We start from the raw sequence: 19,795 nt of genomic DNA on the forward strand, positions 1-19,795 counted from the left end.
AACTGGGCGGTGCTGTTCTCCGGCCTGCTGATCGCCATGCTGCCCGTCCTCGCGGTCTACATCATCTTCCAGCGCCAGGTCCAGGCCGGACTCACCGCGGGCGCGCTGAAGTAATCCGCACGCGCGCGTGGGCGCGCTGAGGCCGTACGTGCTGTACGCCCCGTCCTACGCACTACGCTCACCGACACCGGCCCTGGCCCCGCCCTCCCGGCGGGACCAGGGCCGTCGTGGCGGTATGCGCGACCGCGCCCAGCCCAGGGGGAGCGCCCCGTCAGGGGCACGGGGAACGGCGCGCCCAGCCACCACACACCCGCAGTCCCCGACGCGCGGCCAGGGGGGCTCGTCCCCCTCGGGCCGCCAGGCCCAGGAGCGGCCTCGACACGTCAAGGACTTGACGGGGGGCAACCTGGGCAGCTCAGCTTAGAGTTCACATGTTGGAGACAGTGCCGGGCCCCACCGCTGTGGCCTGGTGGGTGGCCGGCCGTCGTGCCGTTCGCCGAGGCGGGAGTGGATGGGCGTGGAGACACCGGGATCGCAGTCATCGCTGCACCGGGCCAATCTTGAGCGGGTCGTACGCGCGGTGCGCATGGCGGGATCGCTCACGCAGGCGGAGATCGCCCGGTCGACGGGGCTCTCCGCCGCGACCGTCTCCAATATCGTCCGGGAGCTGAAGGACAGCGGCACGGTCGAGGTCACCCCGACCTCGGCGGGCGGCCGCCGGGCCCGCAGCGTCGCGCTGAGCGGGGACGCCGGCATCGTCGTCGGCGTGGACTTCGGCCACGCCCACCTGCGCGTGGCCGTCGGCAACCTCGCCCACCAGGTACTGGCCGAGGAGACCGAGCCGCTGGACGTGGACGCGTCCGCCGCGCAGGGCATGGACCGTGCCGAACACCTGGTGGAGCGGCTGATCGCGGCCACCGGCATCGCCCCGGGCAAGGTGGTCGGCGTCGGGCTCGGCGTGCCCGGGCCGATCGACGTGGCGTCCGGCACGCTCGGGTCCACCGCGATCCTGCCGGGCTGGGCCGGGACCAACCCGCGCGACGACCTCGCCGCCCGGCTCGGGGTCCCGGTGTACGTGGACAACGACGCCAACCTCGGCGCGCTCGGCGAGCTGGTGTGGGGCAGCGGCCGCGGGGTCTCCGACCTCGCGTACATCAAGGTCGCCAGCGGTGTCGGCGCCGGTCTGGTGATCAGCGGCCAGATCTACCGGGGCCCCGGCGGCACGGCGGGCGAGATCGGGCACATCACGCTGGACGAGTCGGGCCCGGTCTGCCGGTGCGGCAACCGCGGCTGTCTGGAGACCTTCACCGCCGCCCGGTACGTACTGCCGCTCCTGTTCTCCAGCCACGGCCCCGATCTCACCGTGGAGCGCATGGTGCGGCTCGCGCGGGACGGCGACCCCGGCTGTCGCCGGGTGGTCGGCGACGTCGGGCGGCACATCGGCAGCGGTGTCGCCAACCTGTGCAATCTCCTGAACCCGAGCCGGGTCGTGCTCGGCGGGGACCTCGCCGAGGCGGGGGAGCTGGTGCTCGGCCCGATCAGGGACTCCGTCGCGCGGTACGCGATCCCCAGCGCCGGGCGCCAGCTCTCGGTGATGCCGGGCGCCCTCGGCAGCAGGGCCGAGGTGCTCGGGGCGCTCGCGCTCGTCCTGAGCGAGATGGGCGACTCGACACTTCTTGACGGGACCCTGTCACCGGGAACCCCCGCACTCACCTGATAAGGCCCGCCGCCCACTGCTCTGGGCGCCGATTGCTGGGTTCACGTACATAACGAATGGCACCGTTGCCATCTCGTTAAGGATTTACTTCTTGACGGTGTCCGAGTGGCCGAGTTGACTTCCAGCCACCTCGGCCGCAGTGACGCGGCCGCGTCAGGGAGGTAACCCCACATGAACGCGACGCTGCGTCGTGTCGTCATAGCCACCGCCGCGGTCAGCATGACCGTCGGCCTGGCCGCCTGCGGTAAGGCGAAGGAAGCGGACGGGAACGGGTCGGGCGACCGGAAGAAGGACGGCCCGCTCACCATCGGCCTGCTGCTGCCGGAAGACCAGACCGCACGCTACGAGAACTTCGACAGGCCCTTGATCAAGAAGCGGATCGAGGAGCTCTGCGCCGACTGCGAACTCAAGTACGTGAACGCCAAGTCGGACGCCTCCGTACAGCAGCAGCAGGTCGACTCGATGATCACCAAGAAGGTGGATGTGATCATCCTGGACTCCGTCGACTCGAAGTCCATCGCCAGCTCGGTCAGGAAGGCGCACGCCGCGGACATCCCGGTGGTCGCGTACGACCGGCTCGCCGAGGGCCCGATCTCCGCGTACACCTCCTTCGACAACGAGGAGGTCGGCCGCGTGCAGGGCAAGTCGCTGCTCGACGCGCTCGGCGACAAGGCCGACAAGGGCCAGATCGTGATGCTCAACGGCTGGGAGGCCGACCCGAACGCCGCCATGTTCAAAAAGGGAGCGCTCTCAGTCCTCAAGGGCAAGGTCAAGATCGGCAAGTCGTACGACGTCGACAAGTGGCTCGCCGACGTCGCGAACAACAACATGAACGGCGCGATCTCCGCCATCGGCAAGGACAAGATCGTCGGCGTCTACTCCGCCAACGACGGCATGGCGGGCGCCGCCATCACCGCCCTGAAGAACGGCGGCTTCGATCCGCTTCCCCCGGTCACCGGGCAGGACGCCGAACTCGCCGGTGTGCAGCGGATCGTCAGCGGCGACCAGTTCATGAGCATCTACAAGCCGTACAAGTCCGAGGCGAAGACCGCCGCCGAGATGGCCGTGGCGCTCGGCCGTGGCGAGAAGGTCAAGTCCGAGACGACGGTGGACAGCCCGAGTGCGAAGGACGTCCCGGCGACGTTGATCCCGCCGGTGGCGCTGACCGTCGACAACATCAAGGGCACGGTCCTCAAGGACGGGCTCTACAAGCTCGACAAGATCTGCACGGCCAAGTACAGGGCCGCCTGCGAGAAGGCGGGTCTGCTGTAGCCCCGCGGTGGCTGCGGCCGCCCCACAGGGTCACCCCCGAATTCTGTACGCGCCCGCCTCACAGGCGGTGCGGCTTCCCCCGCCCCGTAGGCGGTGAAGGAGATGGTTCATGTGTCCGCTGCGCCCGTACTGGCGTTGCGCGGGATCTCCAAGCGGTTCGGTGCCGTCCAGGCGCTCACCGACGTAGAGCTTGAGGTCCACGCCGGAGAGGTGGTCGCCCTCGTGGGCGACAACGGAGCCGGCAAATCCACCTTGGTCAAGGCGATCGCCGGGGTCGGCCCCGCCGATGACGGGGTGCTGGAGTGGGAAGGCAGGCCCGTCCGGGTCGAACGGCCCCACGACGCCCAGAACCTGGGCATCGCGACCGTTTATCAGGACCTCGCGCTCTGCGACAACATCGACGTGGTCGGCAATCTCTTCCTCGGCCGGGAGATCGTCCGGGGCGGCATCCTCGACGAGGTCGAGATGGAACGCCGCTCCCGCGAACTGCTCGACACCCTCTTGATCCGTATTCCCAGCGTCCGTATCCCCATCGCCTCGCTCTCCGGCGGCCAGCGGCAGACCGTCGCCATCGCCCGCTCGATGCTCGGCGAGCCGGGGCTCGTGATCCTCGACGAGCCGACCGCCGCGCTGGGCGTGGAGCAGACCGCGCAGGTGCTCGACCTGGTGGAGCGGCTGCGCGAGCGTGGCCTCGCCGTCATCCTCATCAGTCACAACATGGCCGACGTCAAGGCCGTGGCCGACCGTGTCGCCGTGCTCAGGCTGGGCCGTAACAACGGCACGTTCGACGTCAGGACGACCTCGCAGGAAGACATCATCTCCGCCATCACCGGCGCCACAGACAACGCTGTCACGCGCCGTAAGGCCCGGACCACGGATGCGGAGGTCCAGAAGTGACCACGAACCTCAACAAGTCAGCCGACGACCCGGCCCCGCGCGACACGGACGCGGCGGGCGCGGGCGGCGCCCCCTCCGGCGCCGTCCTGGAAGGCGGCCCCGCGGCCCCCGGCGCCGTCACCGCCGTCGATCCCCGGCTGCTGGTACGCGAGCAGGGCTTCAAGGGCTACGTCAAGGAGTTCGGCCGCAAGCTGCGCGGCGGCGAACTCGGCTCCGTGCCCGTCGTCGTCGGTCTCGCCGTCATCTGGGCCGTCTTCCAGTGGCAGGACTCGGCGTTCCTCTCACCGAAGAACCTCTCCGACCTGTCGATCTACATCGTCGGCACCGGAATGATCTCCGTCGGCATCGTCCTGGTGCTGCTGCTCGGCGAGATCGACCTGTCGGTCGGCTCGGTGAGCGGTCTGGCGGCCGCCGTCGTCGCGGTGCTCTACGTGAACGAGGGCGTGCCCGAGTGGCTCGCCATCCTCATCGCCCTCGCCTCGGGGGCCGCCGCCGGAGCGCTGCACGGCTTCTTCTTCGCCCGCATCGGGGTGCCCGCGTTCGTCGTCACCCTGGCGGGGCTGCTCGCCTGGAACGGTCTGATGCTGGAGGTGCTCGGCACCACGGGCACCATCAACCTCGACGACGACAGCTTCATCGTCAACCTCACCAGCCACTACTTCGTCTACATCGCGGTCGCCTACGGAGTGGCCGGACTCGCCGTCGCCGGATTCCTCGGCGCCCAGCTGCTCGACGCCCGCAGACGGCGGGCGGCGGGCGTGCCGTCCCGGCCGCTCAGCGAGATCCTGGTGCGCACCGGCGTCCTCGCGGTGCTGGCCTTCGCGGCGGCGTGGCGGCTGAACGAGTACAAGGGCCTGCCGCTGGCGCTGCTGATCTTCCTGGTCGTCCTGATCGGCTACGACGTCCTGCTGCGCCGTACCCGCTTCGGCCGCAAGGTCTTCGCGGTCGGCGGCAACGTCGAAGCCGCCCGCCGCGCGGGCATCAATGTCGCCATCGTCCGCATATCGGTCTTCGCGATCTCCGGCACCATGGCCGCGGTCGGCGGCCTGTTCATCGCCTCCCGGATCGCCGCCGCCAACCAGGGCGCGGGCACCGGCAACCTGCTGATGGAGGCCATCGCCGCCGCGGTCATCGGCGGCACCAGCCTCTTCGGCGGCCGCGGCAAGATCTGGTCGGCCCTGCTGGGCATGCTGGTCATCGGCTCCATCGCGTCCGGCATGGCGCTGCTCGGCATCGCGGCGTCCGTCCAGTACATGATCACTGGCGGCGTACTGCTCGCCGCGGTCGTCATCGACTCCGTCTCCCGCAAGACCCAGCGGACGGCGGGCCGCGGCTGACCGCTGACCGCTCAGTTCGCGCCAGAGTCCGGTCACAGTCCGGCACCGGCCAGGACCGGCGCCGCCCAGGAAGGGCGGACGCCGGTCCTGGCCGTGTGCGGGCGGGCCCAGGGCCCGCAGCCCCAGAGGATGACCGGCATCTGGACGTGAGGCGTGAGTTACATCGCATTATGCGGGCTTCGCCGTCGAGTGCGGAACATTAGACTCGTCAGATCGGTAAGGCCCGTCAGCTCGACACCAAGGAGGCACAGTGCCGAAGGAGCCGCGCGCAGCGCGTACGGGGGCGGTGGAGGGCTCGGAGGCCACCCGACCTGAGGCGACGAACGGGTGGAGGCTGCTGAGCCGCATCAAGGGTCCGCGCGATCTCGACCGGCTCAGCCCGGCACAGCTGGACCGGCTGGCGGCGGAGATCCGCGCCTTCCTCGTCGACGCGGTCGCCAAGACCGGCGGACACCTCGGGCCCAACCTCGGCGTCGTGGAGCTGACGATCGCGCTGCACCGCGTCTTCCACTCCCCGAAGGACCGGGTCCTGTTCGACACCGGGCACCAGTCCTACGTGCACAAGCTGCTCACAGGCCGCCAGGACTTCGCCAAGCTCAAGAGCAAGGGCGGCCTGTCCGGATACCCCTCGCGGGCCGAGTCCGAGCACGACGTCATCGAGAACAGCCACGCCTCGACCGTCCTGGGCTGGGCCGAGGGCCTGGCCAAGGCCAACGAGCTGCGCCGCAAGCCGGACCACGTGGTCGCCGTGATCGGCGACGGCGCGCTGACCGGTGGCATGGCCTGGGAGGCGCTGAACAACATCGCCGCCGCCAAGGACCGCCCGCTGGTCATCGTCGTCAACGACAACGAGCGCTCGTACGCGCCGACCATCGGCGGCCTCGCCAACCACCTCGCCACGCTGCGCACCACCGACGGCTACGAGCGTTTCCTGGCCCGCGGCAAGGACATCCTGGAGCGCACCCCGGTCGTCGGCCGCCCGCTCTACGAGACGCTGCACGGCGCGAAGAAGGGCCTGAAGGACTTCATCGCCCCGCAGGGCATGTTCGAGGACCTCGGCCTGAAGTACGTCGGCCCCATCGACGGCCACGACATCGAGGCGCTGGAGTCGGCGCTGGAGCGGGCCAAGCGGTTCGGCGGGCCGGTCATCGTGCACTGCCTGACCGAGAAGGGCCGCGGCTACAAGCCCGCCCTCCAGGACGAGGCGGACCGCTTCCACGCGGTCGGCAAGATCCACCCCGACACCGGGCTGCCGATCTCCACCTCCGGCGCCGACTGGACCTCGGTCTTCGGCGAGGAGATGGTCAAGCTCGGCAAGGAGCGCGATGACATCGTCGCGATCACGGCGGCCATGCTCCAGCCGGTCGGCCTGGAGAAGTTCGCGAAGGTCTTCCCCGACCGGGTCTTCGACGTGGGCATCGCCGAGCAGCACGCGGCCGTGTCGGCGGCGGGCCTGGCGACCGGCGGCCTGCACCCGGTCTTCGCCGTCTACGCCACGTTCCTCAACCGCGCCTTCGACCAGGTCCTGATGGATGTGGCGCTGCACAAGTGCGGTGTGACGTTCGTACTCGACCGCGCCGGGATCACCGGCACCGACGGCGCCTCGCACAACGGCATGTGGGACATGTCCATCCTCCAGGTCGTGCCGGGGCTGCGGATCGCCGCCCCGCGCGACGCCGACCAGGTCCGCGCCCAGCTGCGGGAGGCCGTCGAGGTCTCCGACGCCCCCACCGTCGTGCGCTACTCCAAGGGCGCGGTGGGCCCGGCGGTGAAGGCCGTCGACCGGATCGGCGGCATGGACATCCTCCGTGAGCCCGCCCCCGAGGGCAGGGCCGCGGGCCGCGCCGACGTACTGATCGTCTCGGTCGGCGCGCTCGCCCCGATGTGCCTGGAGATCGCCGACCTCCTCGACAAGCAGGGCATCTCCACGACCGTGGTGGACCCGCGCTGGGTGAAGCCGGTGGACGAGGCGCTGCCCGCGGTCGCCGAGCGGCACCGCGTCGTGGTGACGGTCGAGGACAACAGCCGGGTCGGCGGTGTCGGCTCCGCCGTCGCGCAGGCCCTGCGCGACGCGGGCGTGGACGTCCCGCTCCGCGACTTCGGCATCCCGCCGCGCTTCCTCGACCACGCCTCCCGCAAGGAGGTGCTGGCGGAGATCGGCCTCACGGCGCCGGACATCGCCCGCCAGGTCACCGGCCTGGTCGCCAAGATCGACGGCAAGTACGAGACGGCGGCGGCCCGTGCGGGCGGCGAGGCGGTCGGGCGGTCGGCGGAGCCGGCGCGCGACTAGGCCGTCGTCCGGCGGCTTGGGCTGGGGGAGCCCCTGTCTGTGCGTCGGGGACCGCGGGTGCGTCGTGGCTGGTCGCGCAGTTCCCCGCACCCCTGACAGGGCATGCGTGATCCGCCGGACGCCCCGCCGACTGAGCCGCCCCGCCGATCGCGCCACCGGGCCGGTCGGAGCCCCCGCCCGGGGTGCTCCGACCGGCCCAGTGCTGTCCCGGCCCGTGACTCCCATCGGGTGAACCGGCCATCCTGAGGCTGTGTGGGCTCCCGGCCCTCCGCCGTGGTGCGAGAGCTTGGGGTGGGACGAGGAAGTGTGGTGGTGCGCCGGTGAGCACACAGGGAGCCCCCAAAGGCAGCGGGAGCTACTTCCGGACGAAGACGATCGAGCAGTCCATCAGCGACACCGAGGAGCCAGAGCACAAGCTGAGCAAGTCGCTCTCCGCTCTCGACCTGACGGTCTTCGGTGTCGGCGTGATCATCGGCACCGGCATCTTCGTCCTCACCGGGCAGATCGCCAGGGAGACCGCGGGCCCGGCCGTCGCGCTCGCCTTCGTGGCCGCGGGCGTCGTCTGCGCGCTGGCGGCGCTGTGCTACGCGGAGTTCGCCTCCACCGTGCCGGTCGCCGGGTCCGCCTACACCTTCTCCTACGCCTCGCTCGGCGAGCTGCCCGCCTGGATCATCGGCTGGGACCTGATGCTGGAGCTGGCACTCGGCTGCGCGGTGGTCGCCGTCGGCTGGTCGGGCTATGTGCGCTCGCTGATGGACAACGCGGGCTGGCATCTGCCGCAGTGGCTGTCGGGCACCAGCGACGCGGAGGGCTTCGGCTTCGACCTGCTGGCCTTCGTGCTGGTCCTGCTGCTGACCGGGGTGCTGGTCGCCGGGATGAAGCTGTCCGCGCACGTCACCTCGCTCATCGTCGCGATCAAGGTCGGCGTGGTGCTGCTGGTCGTCATCGCCGGGGCGTTCTTCATCAAGGCCGACAACTACCGGCCGTTCATCCCCGCCGCCGAGGAGACCGAGGACACGGGCGGCGGCATGGCCGCGCCGCTCGTGCAGCTGCTGTTCGGCTACGAGCCGACGACCTTCGGCGTCCAGGGCATCTTCACCGCCGCCGCCGTGGTGTTCTTCGCCTTCATCGGCTTCGACATCGTGGCGACCGCCGCCGAGGAGACGAGGAACCCGCAGCGGGACGTGCCGCGCGGCATCCTCGGCTCGCTGTTCATCTGCACCGTGCTGTACGTCGCGGTCTCGGTCGTGGTCACCGGCATGCAGAAGTACACCGAGCTGAGCGTGGACGCCCCGCTGGCCGACGCGTTCAAGTCGACGGGGCACCCGTTCTACGCCGGTCTGATCAGCTTCGGCGCCGCCGTCGGCCTGACCACGGTCTGCATGATCCTGCTGCTGGGCCAGACCCGGGTGTTCTTCGCGATGAGCCGGGACGGGCTGCTGCCCAGAACGTTCTCCGTGGTCCACCCGCGCTTTCGCACGCCCTACCGCTCGACGGTCCTGCTGGGCTGCGTCGTCGCCGTCGTCGCGGGTTTCATCAGCCTCTCCGAGCTGGCGGAACTCGTGAACATCGGCACGCTCTTCGCCTTCGTCGTGGTGGCCCTCGGTGTGATCATCCTGCGCCGCACCCGGCCCGACCTGCCGCGCGCCTTCCGCACTCCGCTGGTGCCCGTGCTGCCCATCCTCTCCGTGCTCGCCTCGCTGTGGCTGATGCTCAACCTCCCGGCGGAGACCTGGCTGCGGTTCGCGGTCTGGATGGCCCTCGGCTTCGTCATCTACTTCGCGTACGGGCGCGGCCACAGCCGGATGGGCGCCACGCCGGACCGCGCGGGCTAGCCACGACGGCGCGCGGGGCCCGAGACGGGGAGGGGCCGGGCGTGACAGAGGAGGCCGGGAAGCGGGCGCGTACCGCTCAGCCCCGCCGCACCGCGCGCGGCCCCGCCACGAGCGCCCCGAGCGCGCCCACCCGCGCCCGGAGCTCGCGGTCGGCGGTCACCACCAGACACGGCCGGTCCCGCGGGTCACGGCCCGCCACCTCGGCGACGATCCGGTCGTCTCCGCTGCCCGCCGCCGGTACGACGCGCACCCCGGGCACCGACGCCGTCCCGCGCGCCGTGCCCTCGACGACGAGCACCATCTCGACCGGTGTGCCGCTGGCCCAGCCGGGGACGTCGGCGCGCTCCGAAAGCCCGGCGTCCGCCAGTGCGGCCAGTGCGTCCCTGAGCCGCTCGGCGGCGCCCCGCCGGTCGCGCCACCAGCCGTCGGGCACCGAACCGACCACGTTCGCCGCGTCCACGACCACGAGTGCCTTCATGCCACCACCCTGGCATGCCCACCCCCGGCACGGCCCGCGGGGGCAGATCGGGGACGGGGGCGTACAAGGAGCGTCCGGCCAGGCAAAATACTATGGTCGGTGTCACGTGAGGGAAGGGTTGTCGGCGAACCATGATGTTGCGGTTGCTGCGCGGCAAGGACGGCAGGCTCACGGCCTACGCCCCAGCGCCAGGCGGCATCGTCCGCTGGACGGAGACCCGCCCCGGAGGCCCTCGGTGGTCGGCCCCGGTGCGGCTGGACGTGCCGGGCCTCACCGCCTGCGCCGTCGGCCAGGGAGCGGACGGCTACGTCCACCTGATGGGCCTGCGGGCGAAACCCGGCGAGGGCGAGCGCGTCGATGTGGAGGTCGTGCACGCCACGCAGTTCCAGACGGGCCGGCCGCTCACGGCATGGCACTCGCTGGGCACGCCGCACCCCAAGGACTGGCGGAAGGCGCGGTGCGTCGACGTGCTGGCCACCGTCGTCGGCCTGGACGGCGCCGTGCACGTCTTCGTACGCAACGCCGGAGGCGGCATCAGCGCCCGGCGGCAGGACGCCAAGGGCAAGTGGAGCGGCTGGACCGACTTCAAGGGCAAGGACGTCACCGAGGGGCTTTCGGCCGTGGCGACCGAGGAGGGCCGCGTGGAATTCCTCGCTCCGGCGAAGGACGCGGCGCTGCGCTGGTACATGACGGAGCCGGGCGGCGGCCTCAAGCGGGGCGACGACCTGGATGTGCGCCCGCAGCCTGGCTCCGCCGCCGCCGTGGAGACCGCGCGCGACACACTCACCCACTTCTGGCGCGACCAGGACAGCGGCGAGATCTTCGCCTGCCGGCCCAGCCAGGGCGAGGGCGGCGGCCCCGTCTCGCTCGGTGGCGAGTCCGGTACGGGCTCCGTCGCCGTCATCCAGGCCCCGGTATACGGCTACGACTGCACCGTCCTCGCCCAGCGTGAGCTGACGTCCGGGCGGCTGACGGTCGCCGCGTATCCCACGCAGGACGAGAAGGCCGGTGTGTGGTGGACGCCGACCGGGGAGCCAGGGCTGAGCGACCCCGCGCTGGCCCTGGACGGCTTCGGGCGCGTGGTGCTCGCCGCGCTCGGTCCCGACGGCGGCCTGCGGGTGGCCCGCCAGAAGACCACCGAGCCGGGTCTCGCCCTGGAGGCGTGGACGAGCGTGTAGCGCCGCTACGGGGCGGCGGGGCGCTCGGTGACCCGCTGCCCTCGCGTGCGCACGCGCGCGTCCGGGGATTGGCGACAGCACAGCGGACGGGCCGTACGGGGGTTTCCCGTACGGCCCGTCCGACCTGCCCGGGAAGCGCGCGGCCCAGCGCGGCCGCTCGCTCCCCGGCGACTTCCCCAGCGGTGCTACGCGGGCACGCTCGCCACGCCCGGCTCCAGGAACCGCTTGCCGGTGACCCGCTCGGAGACACCCTCACGGTCCAGGTACGGCGTGATGCCGCCCAGGTGGAAGGGCCAGCCCGCGCCGGTGATCAGGCAGAGGTCGATGTCCTGCGCCTCGGCGACGACGCCCTCGTCGAGCATCAGACCGATCTCCTGCGCGACGGCGCCGAGCACCCGGGCGCGCACCTGCTCCTCGGTCAGCACCGTGTCGCCCTGCTTGAGCAGCGCGGCGACCTCCGGGTCCAGCTCCGGCTTCCCGGAGTCGTAGACGTAGAAGCCGCGCTTGCCCGCGTCCACGACGGCCTTGAGGTTCGGCGAGACCGTGAAGCGGTCCGGGAACGCCCGGTTGAGCGTCTCCGAGACGTGCAGGCCGATCGCCGGGCCCACCAGCTCCAGCAGCACCAGCGGGGACATCGGCAGCCCGAGCGGCTCGATGGCCTTCTCCGCGGTGGCGACCGGGGTGCCCTCGTCGATGATGTTCTGGATCTCACCCATGAAGCGGGTGAGGATGCGGTTCACGACGAAGGCCGGGGCGTCCTTGACCAGGACGGCCGTCTTCTTGAGCTTCTTCGCCACACCGAAGGCCGTGGCCAGCGACGCGTCGTCGGTCTGCTCGCCGCGCACGATCTCCAGCAGCGGCAGGACGGCGACCGGGTTGAAGAAGTGGAAGCCGACGACCCGCTCCGGGTGCTTGAGCTTCGACGCCATCTCGCTGACCGACAGCGAGGAGGTGTTCGTGGCGAGGATGGCGTGCTGCGGCACGACCGCCTCGACCTCGGCGAACACCTGCTGCTTGACGCCCATCTCCTCGAAGACGGCCTCGATGACGAAGTCCGCGTCGCCGAAGGCGGCGGCCTTGTCGAGCGAGCCCGTCACCAGGGCCTTGAGGCGGTTCGCCTTGTCCTGGTTGACGCGGCCCTTGAGCAGCAGCATGTCGATCTGCTCGTGGACGTACCCGACGCCCTTGTCGACGCGCTCCTGGTCGATGTCGGTCAGCACGACCGGCACCTCAAGGCGGCGCGCGAACAGCAGCGCGAGCTGCGACGCCATCAGACCGGCGCCGACCACACCCACCTTGGAGACGGGGCGGGCGAGCGACTTGTCCGGGGCCCCGGCCGGGCGCTTGGCGCGCTTCTGCACGAGGTTGAACGAGTAGATGCCGCTGCGCAGCTCGCCGCCCATGATCAGGTCGGCCAGCGCCTTGTCCTCGGCGTCGAAGCCGACGCGCAGGTCACCGCTCTTGGCGGCGGCGATGATGTCCAGGGCCCGGTAGGCGGCCGGGGCCGCGCCGTGCACCTTGGAGTCGGCGAAGGCACGGCCGCGCTCGACGGCCTGGTCCCACGCCTCACCGCGGTCCACCTCGGCCCGTACGACCTCGGTCTCGCCGCTGAGGACGGAGGCGGTCCAGTGCAGCGACTGCTCCAGGAAGTCCGCGCCCTCGAAGATCGCGTCGGCGATCCCGAGCTCGAAGACCTGCTTGCCCTTGAGCTGCTTGTTCTGGTTGAGCGAGTTCTCGATGATCACCGAGACCGCGCGGTCGGCGCCGATCAGGTTCGGCAGCAGGGCGCAGCCGCCCCAGCCGGGGACCAGACCGAGGAAGACCTCGGGGAGGGAGAACGCGGGCAGCGCCTTGGTGACGGTGCGGTACGAGCAGTGCAGACCGGCCTCGACACCGCCGCCCATCGCCGCGCCGTTGTAGTAGGCGAAGGTCGGCACGGCGAGCGACGACAGCCGCTTGAAGACGTCGTGGCCGCCCTTGCCGATGGCCAGCGCGTCCTCGTGGCGCTTGAGGAGCTCGACGCCCTTGAGGTCGGCGCCGACAGCGAAGATGAACGGCTTGCCGGTGAGGCCGACACCGACGATGTCGCCGTCCGCGGCCTCCTTCTCGACCTGGTCGATCGCCTTGTCCAGGTTGGCGAGCGACTGCGGGCCGAACGTGGTCGGCTTGGTGTGGTCGAACCCGTTGTCCAGCGTGATCAGCGCGAAGCGCCCGGCACCGGCGGGGAGGTCGAGGTGGCGTACGTGCGCCTGCGTCACGACCTCGTCCGGGAACAGCTCGGCCGCGCCCTTCAAAAGCTCAGCGGTAGTAGTCACTTGTTCCCCTCGCGGTGTCCATTGGTCGCGCCGCTCCAGTGCGGGTTCTCCCAGATCACGGTGCCGCCCATGCCGAAGCCGACGCACATCGTGGTGATGCCGTAGCGGACCTCGGGCTGCGCCTCGAACTGCCGCGCGAGCTGCGTCATGAGCCGCACGCCGGAGGAGGCCAGCGGGTGACCGAAGGCGATGGCGCCGCCGTACTGGTTGACGCGCGGGTCGTCGTCGGCGATGCCGTAGTGGTCCAGGAGCGAGAGCACCTGCACCGCGAACGCCTCGTTGATCTCGAACAGGCCGATGTCGTCGATCGACAGGCCCGCCTTGGCCAGCGCCTTCTCGGTCGCGGGGACCGGGCCGATGCCCATGACCTCGGGCTCGACGCCGACGAAGGCGTACGACACCAGGCGCATCCGGACCGGCAGCCCCAGCTCGCGCGCCACGTCCTCGGCGGCGAGCAGCGAGGCGGTCGCGCCGTCGTTGAGCCCGGCGGCGTTGCCCGCGGTGACCCGGCCGTGCGGGCGGAACGGGGTCTTGAGGTTCGCCAGGTTCTCCAGCGTGGTGCCCGGGCGCATCGGCTCGTCGGCGGTGGCCAGGCCCCAGCCGGTCTCGCCGGCTTCCGCGTTGGTGCGGCGCACCGAGACCGGCACCAGGTTGGCCTGGATGTCGCCGTTGGCGTACGCCTTGGCGGCCTTCTCCTGGCTGCGTACCGCGTACTCGTCGGCCCGCTGCTTGGTGATGTGCGGGAGCCGGTCGTGCAGGTTCTCCGCCGTCATGCCCATGAACATGGCGGACTCGTCGACCAGCTTCTCCGAGACGAAGCGCGGGTTGGGGTCGACGCCCTCACCCATCGGGTGGCGGCCCATGTGCTCGACGCCACCGGCGACCACGACGTCGTACGCGCCGAAGGCGATGGAACCGGCCGTCGCGGTCACGGCGGTCATCGCGCCGGCACACATACGGTCGATGGAGTAGCCGGGCACGGACTGCGGCAGGCCCGACAGCAGCGCGGCGGTGCGGCCGAGGGTCAGGCCCTGGTCACCGATCTGCGTGGTCGCGGCCAGGGCGACCTCGTCGATCCGCTCCGGCGGCAGGTCGGGGTTGCGGCGCAGCAGCTCCCGGATGCACTTGACGACCAGGTCGTCAGCGCGGGTCTCGTGATAGATGCCCTTCGGGCCCGCCTTGCCGAACGGGGTACGGACGCCGTCGACGAAGACGACGTCCCTAGCGGTACGAGGCACGTTGGCTCTCCCTCTCATTGTGTTCGCTCACCGCCGGGCGGTCTCGGCCAGTGCAGGCTCCGCCGGCCTTTCGGCTGGCGGGTGCCCCCATTGCCGGCACCGGTGTGCCCTTCGGCTCGCTCACCTCACGGGGCTGGCCGGATAGCTAGGGCAGATCACCCGGCAGAGCTCACCGCGGGTGAAAGCGGCGGGGCTCACACCGTCATGCTACTTACGGGTAACCAAGCTGCCCAGCCCCTACGCCCTAAGCGGCGGAGATCACACTCGGTTTCCGCTCCCTCGTGTCACTCAGGCCGCCGTCGTCACCAGAGCCGCGGTGAGGGCGGGTGTGACCAGCTCGACCTGCCAGGGCCTGGCGCCGTAGCCGGTGAGGACCGCCGCGACCGTCTCGACCGTCACCTCGGCCGGGGGCTCCCAGCACAGCCGGCGCACCGTGTCCGGGGTGATCAGGTTCTCCTGCGGCAGGTTCAGCCGCTCGGCGAGCGCGGTGACCCCCGCGCGCGCGGCCGCGAGCCTGGCCGCGGCGGCCGGGTCCTTGTCGGCCCACGCGCGGGGCGGCGGCGGGCCGTTCAACGGCTGGCCCGGCTGGGGGAGTTCGGTCTCGGGCAGGGCCCGCGCGCGTTCCACCGCCGCCTGCCACTGCTCCAGCTGACGGCGGCTCATGCGCTGCCCGAAACCGGGCAGAGCCGCCAGCGCGCGTGCGGTCGTCGGTGTGGCCAGCGCCGCCTCGACGATGGCGGTGTCCCCGAGCACCTTGCCGGGCGAGACGTCACGCCGCTGGGCGATCCGGTCACGGGCCTCCCACAGCTCGCGCACCACCGCCATCTGACGCCGACGCCGCACCTTGTGCATGCCCGACGTACGCCGCCAGGGGTCCTTGCGGGGCGGGGCGGGCGGCGCGGCGGCGATGGCCGCGAACTCCTGCAGCGCCCACTCCAGCTTGCCCTGGTCCGTCAGCTCCTCCTCCAGCGCGTCCCGCAGGTCCACCAGCAGCTCCACGTCGAGCGCGGCGTACCGCAGCCACGGCTCGGGCAGCGGGCGGGTGGACCAGTCGACGGCGGAGTGCCCCTTCTCCAGGGCGTACCCGAGGACGTTCTCGACCATGGCGCCGAGCCCGACACGGGCGAACCCGGCGAGGCGCCCCGCCAGCTCGGTGTCGAACAGCCGGGTCGGGATCATGCCTATGTCCCGCAGGCAGGGCAGGTCCTGGGTGGCGGCGTGCAGCACCCACTCGGCGTCGGCGATGGCCGCGCCGAGCTCGGACAGGTCGGGGCAGCCGACCGGGTCGATCAGCGCGGTTCCCGCCCCGGCCCGGCGCAGCTGGACCAGATAGGCGCGCTGCCCGTAGCGGTACCCGGAGGCGCGCTCGGCGTCCACGGCGACGGGACCCGTCCCGGCCGCGAAGGCCGCGACGACCTCGGCGAGGGCGTCGGGCCCGGCGACGACAGGGGGGATGCCCTCGCGTGGTTCGAGCAGCGGGACCGGTGCCGAGGGGGCGTCCGGGGGGTCGCCCCCGGCGGTTCGCAGTGTCGTCTCTGCTGCGGCTTCTTGGGCGTCGGTCACCCGTCAAGGGTATAGGCCGCGTGAGGCGGTGACCTGCCCTGATGAGGAAGAGACTGCCCTGACCTGCATCAACCACGCTCAGTAGTTCTCTTCTCGGTCCACAGAGCGGTGAACTCTGGGCCAGGAAGCCCCGAAGTGACGCGCCCGGCGCGCTCGGTAACTCCCCGTGATACTTCGCAATCGGCTTGCTCCGGAGTGAAGGGCGCGTAAGGCTCGTATGCGGCCTGAAGGGGCTGAATGGGGTCAGGGTCGGGCGGCGGACATGCCGCGCGCCCGCCGACGGTGAACCATCGACGGGCGCGGGAAGCCAGGGCGGTGGAGGCGGAACGGTGGGGGCGGGGGAGCAGGGGAACGGGGGAACGGGGAGAAACGGGGAGAAACGGGGAGAGGGGACGGGGCGCGGGGGGTGGCCCGCTGGGTCAGTGGATGATGCCGGTCCGCAGTGCGACGGCGACCATGCCCGCCCGGTCACCGGTGCCCAGCTTGCGCGCGATGCGGGCCAGGTGGCTCTTTACGGTGAGGGCGGACAGGCCCATCGATACGCCGATGGCCTTGTTGGACTGGCCCTCCGCCACCAGCCGCAGGACCTCGACCTCGCGCCCCGACAGCTCGCGGTAGCCACCCGGGTGTCCGGGGGTGCCCGGCGGGCGGCGGTGCATGCGGGCGGCGGCGGCTCCGACCGGCGTGGTGCCGGGGCGGCCGGGGGCGCCGAGGTTGGTGCGGGTGCCGGTGACGACATAGCCCTTGACGCCGCCCGCGAGGGCGTTGCGTACGGCCCCGATGTCGTCGGCGGCGGAGAGGGCCAGGCCGTTGGGCCAGCCCGCGGCGCGGGTCTCGGAGAGGAGGGTCAGGCCGGAGCCGTCGGGAAGATGGACGTCGGCGACGCAGATATCGCGCGGGTTACCGACTCGGGGGCGGGCCTCCGCGATGGACGACGCCTCGATGACATCGCGCACACCGAGCGCCCACAGATGGCGGGTCACGGTGGAGCGGACTCGGGGGTCGGCCACGACGACCATGGCCGTCGGCTTGTTCGGGCGGTAGGCGACCAGGCTCGAAGGTTGCTCAAGAAGAACAGACACCAGGCCTCCTGGGGGAGTGGCGAGAAGGGCGGCCCGGACTTGGGTAAGCCGGAGCGCTCTGTGCGGGAAGGGTCAAGTGATCCTTCGGCACCAAACGTGCCCGCCTTTAGAGAGTGATCACGAATTAGTTGGTAACAATTGGTGCAATACGGACGGTTGCTCGATCCGTGATCATGCGCCGCCCATGGCCCGCCCGACCTGGCCGAACAGCGCAACACCCCGCTCGGCGCGGCACCTTGACGCCGTGCGTGGACGTGTGGGCGCGCGCGGGTGGCCGTCGGCCGGGCCGGGGCCGCCGACCGGGGCCCGGGCCGCCGGTGCGCGGCCCGGCCCGGCGCGGTCCGCCGCGCGGGCGGTGGCTCCGGCGTCCGTCCGCGTGCGGGCGGCCTCCCGCACGCCATCGTGCCCTGCTGGCGCGTGCGCGCCGACCGCGCCCGCCGCGGTGCCGTCCGCCCTCTCTCGCCCGCGCGGCGGTGAGGACCCGGTCTCCGCGCCGCCCACCGGGGCGTGCGCCGCCTCCCCGTGCCTCGCGGCGCGGAGTGACGCACCGGAACACGGGGGGTGGTCCGGTGCCGGGCGCGCGCTCACCGGCCGGTCGCACGCCCCGGGAAGCGGCCGACCCGGCGGCGCGGCGCGGGCCCGCGGCGGCCCGGCCGGACGCCGCACGGCGGCAGACCGCACGCGGCGGCGTGCCCCGCAGGGCAAAGGCGCGCCGCAGGGCGGAGGCGTTCAGCGGGAATGGGGGCCGCGTCGCTGCGGCAGGGTGACGACACCCGCGTCCGCCGTGCCCACGGGCGGGAGGCCCGCGATCTGGCAGAGCAGGTCGCCCCACGCCGACAGATGCGCGGCCGTGTCGGGCACCGTGTCCGCCAGGCTCCCGGGGGTGCTCCAGTCCGCCGGGGTCCACGAGGCGCGGATCTCGATACGGGTGGTCGGCTCCCGGTCGGCGAGGCCGCCGAAGTAATGCGAGCCCGCCCGGGTGACGGTGCCGCTGGGTTCGCTGTACGACACGCCGCGCGCCGCCAGCGCGCCGGTCAGCCATGACCAGCACACCTCGGGCAGCAGCGGGTCCGCCGCCATCTCCGGCTCCAGGTCGGCGTGCACGAGCGTGACCATACGGAACGTGCCGTGCCACGCGTCGTGCCCCGCCGGGTCGTGCAGCAGGATCAGCCGCCCTTCGGCCAGTTCCTCATCCTCGATGACGACCGCGGCCTCCAGCGCGTACGAGAACGGCGCGAGCCGCCTGGGTGGAGGCGTCGGGTCGATCTCCAGCTCGGGCCGCAGCCGCGCGTCGCGCAGCCCGGCGACCGCATGCTGGAAAACGAGCGGGGTTCCCTCCCCGTCCGCGCCGTCCGCATCGTCAGCGAGGTGTCCTTGAGCCGCAGCCATGCCCGGAAGACTAGGCGGAAGAGGGGGCTAGTTCGGGGAGGGACACCCGGTTGGGCGGGTCACTCGTTCGGCCCGTGCGAAGATTTGGGACATGAGCGCCAACTCCCGGCCGACGAGCCAGCACCAGACCGGCCGCACCGCGGCGTATGACTCCGCTTTTCTGCGGGCGTGTCGGCGTGAGCCGGTGCCGCACACTCCGGTGTGGTTCATGCGGCAGGCCGGACGCTCGCTGCCCGAGTACCGCAAGGTGCGCGAGGGCACCGCGATGCTGGAGTCGTGCATGCGGCCTGACCTGGTCACGGAGATCACGCTGCAGCCGGTGCGACGGCACAACGTGGACGCGGCGATCTACTTCAGCGACATCGTCGTCCCGCTCAAGGCCATCGGCGTCGACCTCGACATCAAGCCCGGCGTCGGCCCCGTGATCGAGCGGCCCATCCGCTCCCGCGCCGATCTGGACCAGCTGCGCCCGCTCTCGCCGGACGATGTGAAGTACGTCACTGAGGCGATCGGGATGCTGACCGCCGAGCTGGGCGCGACCCCGCTGATCGGTTTCGCCGGTGCCCCGTTCACCCTCGCCAGCTACCTCGTCGAGGGCGGCCCCTCGCGCAACCACGAGCACACCAAGGCGCTCATGTACGGCGACCCGGAGCTGTGGGCCGACCTCCTCGACCGGCTCGCCGACATCACCGCCGCGTTCCTGAAGGTGCAGATCGAGGCGGGCGCCAGCGCCGTGCAGCTCTTCGACTCCTGGGTCGGCGCGCTCGCCCCCGCCGACTACCGGCGCTCCGTGATGCCCGCCTCCGTCAAGGTCTTCGACGCCGTCGCCGGTTACGGCGTACCGCGCATCCACTTCGGTGTCGGCACCGGCGAACTCCTCCCGCTGCTCGGCGAGGCGGGCGCCGACGTCGTGGGCGTGGACTGGCGGGTGCCGATGGACGAGGCGCGGCGCAGGGTGGGCCCCGGCAAGGCGCTCCAGGGCAACCTCGACCCCGCTGTGCTCTTCGCGCCGCGCGCCGCCGTCGAGAGCGCCACCCGCGACATCCTCGACGCCGCCAGCGGGCTGGAGGGGCACATCTTCAACCTCGGCCACGGCGTCCTGCCCGACACCGACCCGGAGGCCCTGACCCGCCTCGTCGCGTACGTCCACGAGCAGACCGCGCGCTAGCCGGTCCCGGTGCCGGGCCCCGTGCCCCACCGGCCC

At 71.8% G+C, this 19,795-nt stretch carries 14 protein-coding genes and 1 pseudogene; 9 read left to right on the forward strand and 6 right to left on the reverse strand.

Annotated features, from left to right (window positions below):
* From AC5P1B_RS28570 to AC5P1B_RS28600, 7 genes and pseudogenes are all read left to right on the forward strand, one after another.
* Window positions 1–114: pseudogene (locus tag AC5P1B_RS28570) on the forward strand (carbohydrate ABC transporter permease); the annotation flags it as partial.
* Between the two features lie 403 nt (window positions 115–517).
* Window positions 518–1,717 (forward strand): ROK family transcriptional regulator, encoded by a 1,200-nt coding sequence (locus AC5P1B_RS28575; protein ID WP_493890787.1) that lies wholly within the window; start codon window positions 518–520, stop codon window positions 1,715–1,717.
* Window positions 1,718–1,888: 171 nt separating this feature from the next.
* On the forward strand, window positions 1,889–2,989 hold the full coding sequence (locus tag AC5P1B_RS28580; protein ID WP_493890789.1) for an ABC transporter substrate-binding protein: 1,101 nt from the start codon (window positions 1,889–1,891) through the stop codon (window positions 2,987–2,989).
* A 102-nt stretch (window positions 2,990–3,091) separates the two neighbouring features.
* Window positions 3,092–3,886, forward strand: a complete 795-nt coding sequence (locus AC5P1B_RS28585; protein WP_493890791.1) for an ATP-binding cassette domain-containing protein — start codon at window positions 3,092–3,094, stop codon at window positions 3,884–3,886.
* A complete protein-coding gene (locus tag AC5P1B_RS28590) occupies window positions 3,883–5,223 on the forward strand; it encodes a sugar ABC transporter permease (protein WP_493890793.1) in 1,341 nt (446 codons plus the stop codon). Before AC5P1B_RS28585 ends, AC5P1B_RS28590 begins: the two co-directional genes overlap by 4 nt.
* A gap of 334 nt (window positions 5,224–5,557) precedes the next feature.
* A complete protein-coding gene (dxs, locus tag AC5P1B_RS28595) occupies window positions 5,558–7,513 on the forward strand; it encodes a 1-deoxy-D-xylulose-5-phosphate synthase (protein ID WP_493890883.1) in 1,956 nt (651 codons plus the stop codon).
* Between the two features lie 320 nt (window positions 7,514–7,833).
* A complete protein-coding gene (locus AC5P1B_RS28600) occupies window positions 7,834–9,348 on the forward strand; it encodes an amino acid permease (protein ID WP_493890794.1) in 1,515 nt (504 codons plus the stop codon).
* Window positions 9,349–9,424: 76 nt separating this feature from the next.
* Here AC5P1B_RS28600 and AC5P1B_RS28605 read toward each other — a convergent pair whose 3' ends face one another.
* Window positions 9,425–9,826: an NTP pyrophosphohydrolase gene (locus AC5P1B_RS28605; protein WP_493890795.1), complete on the reverse strand. Its 402-nt coding sequence runs from the start codon at window positions 9,824–9,826 to the stop codon at window positions 9,425–9,427.
* Window positions 9,827–9,957: 131 nt separating this feature from the next.
* On the opposite strand from AC5P1B_RS28605, the gene AC5P1B_RS28610 reads away from it, so the two are divergent.
* On the forward strand, window positions 9,958–11,004 hold the full coding sequence (locus tag AC5P1B_RS28610) for a PLL family lectin (protein WP_493890796.1): 1,047 nt from the start codon (window positions 9,958–9,960) through the stop codon (window positions 11,002–11,004).
* A 185-nt stretch (window positions 11,005–11,189) separates the two neighbouring features.
* Here the strand turns inward: AC5P1B_RS28610 and AC5P1B_RS28615 are convergent, their stop codons facing one another.
* From AC5P1B_RS28615 to AC5P1B_RS28635, 5 genes are all read right to left on the reverse strand, one after another.
* Window positions 11,190–13,319, reverse strand: a complete 2,130-nt coding sequence (locus tag AC5P1B_RS28615) for a 3-hydroxyacyl-CoA dehydrogenase NAD-binding domain-containing protein (RefSeq protein ID WP_493890797.1) — start codon at window positions 13,317–13,319, stop codon at window positions 11,190–11,192.
* Window positions 13,316–14,557 carry a thiolase family protein gene (locus AC5P1B_RS28620; protein WP_493890799.1) on the reverse strand — a complete coding sequence of 414 codons (1,242 nt, stop codon included), beginning with the start codon at window positions 14,555–14,557 and terminating at the stop codon, window positions 13,316–13,318. Before AC5P1B_RS28620 ends, AC5P1B_RS28615 begins: the two co-directional genes overlap by 4 nt.
* Before the next feature lie 288 nt (window positions 14,558–14,845).
* On the reverse strand, window positions 14,846–16,120 hold the full coding sequence (locus tag AC5P1B_RS28625) for a ribonuclease D (protein WP_493890800.1): 1,275 nt from the start codon (window positions 16,118–16,120) through the stop codon (window positions 14,846–14,848).
* A 419-nt stretch (window positions 16,121–16,539) separates the two neighbouring features.
* Window positions 16,540–17,202 (reverse strand): LuxR C-terminal-related transcriptional regulator, encoded by a 663-nt coding sequence (locus AC5P1B_RS28630; protein ID WP_493890802.1) that lies wholly within the window; start codon window positions 17,200–17,202, stop codon window positions 16,540–16,542.
* A 729-nt stretch (window positions 17,203–17,931) separates the two neighbouring features.
* The gene (locus AC5P1B_RS28635) at window positions 17,932–18,591 is read right to left on the reverse strand and encodes a DUF3000 domain-containing protein (protein WP_493890804.1); all 660 of its coding nucleotides are present in this window, start codon (window positions 18,589–18,591) and stop codon (window positions 17,932–17,934) included.
* 91 nt (window positions 18,592–18,682) lie between these two features.
* Here AC5P1B_RS28635 and hemE point away from each other — a divergent pair, with 91 nt between their 5' ends.
* Window positions 18,683–19,759 (forward strand): uroporphyrinogen decarboxylase, encoded by a 1,077-nt coding sequence (gene hemE / locus AC5P1B_RS28640; protein ID WP_493890805.1) that lies wholly within the window; start codon window positions 18,683–18,685, stop codon window positions 19,757–19,759.
* Window positions 19,760–19,795: the final 36 nt, after the last annotated feature.

Source organism: Streptomyces sp. A01, assembly GCF_059026195.1.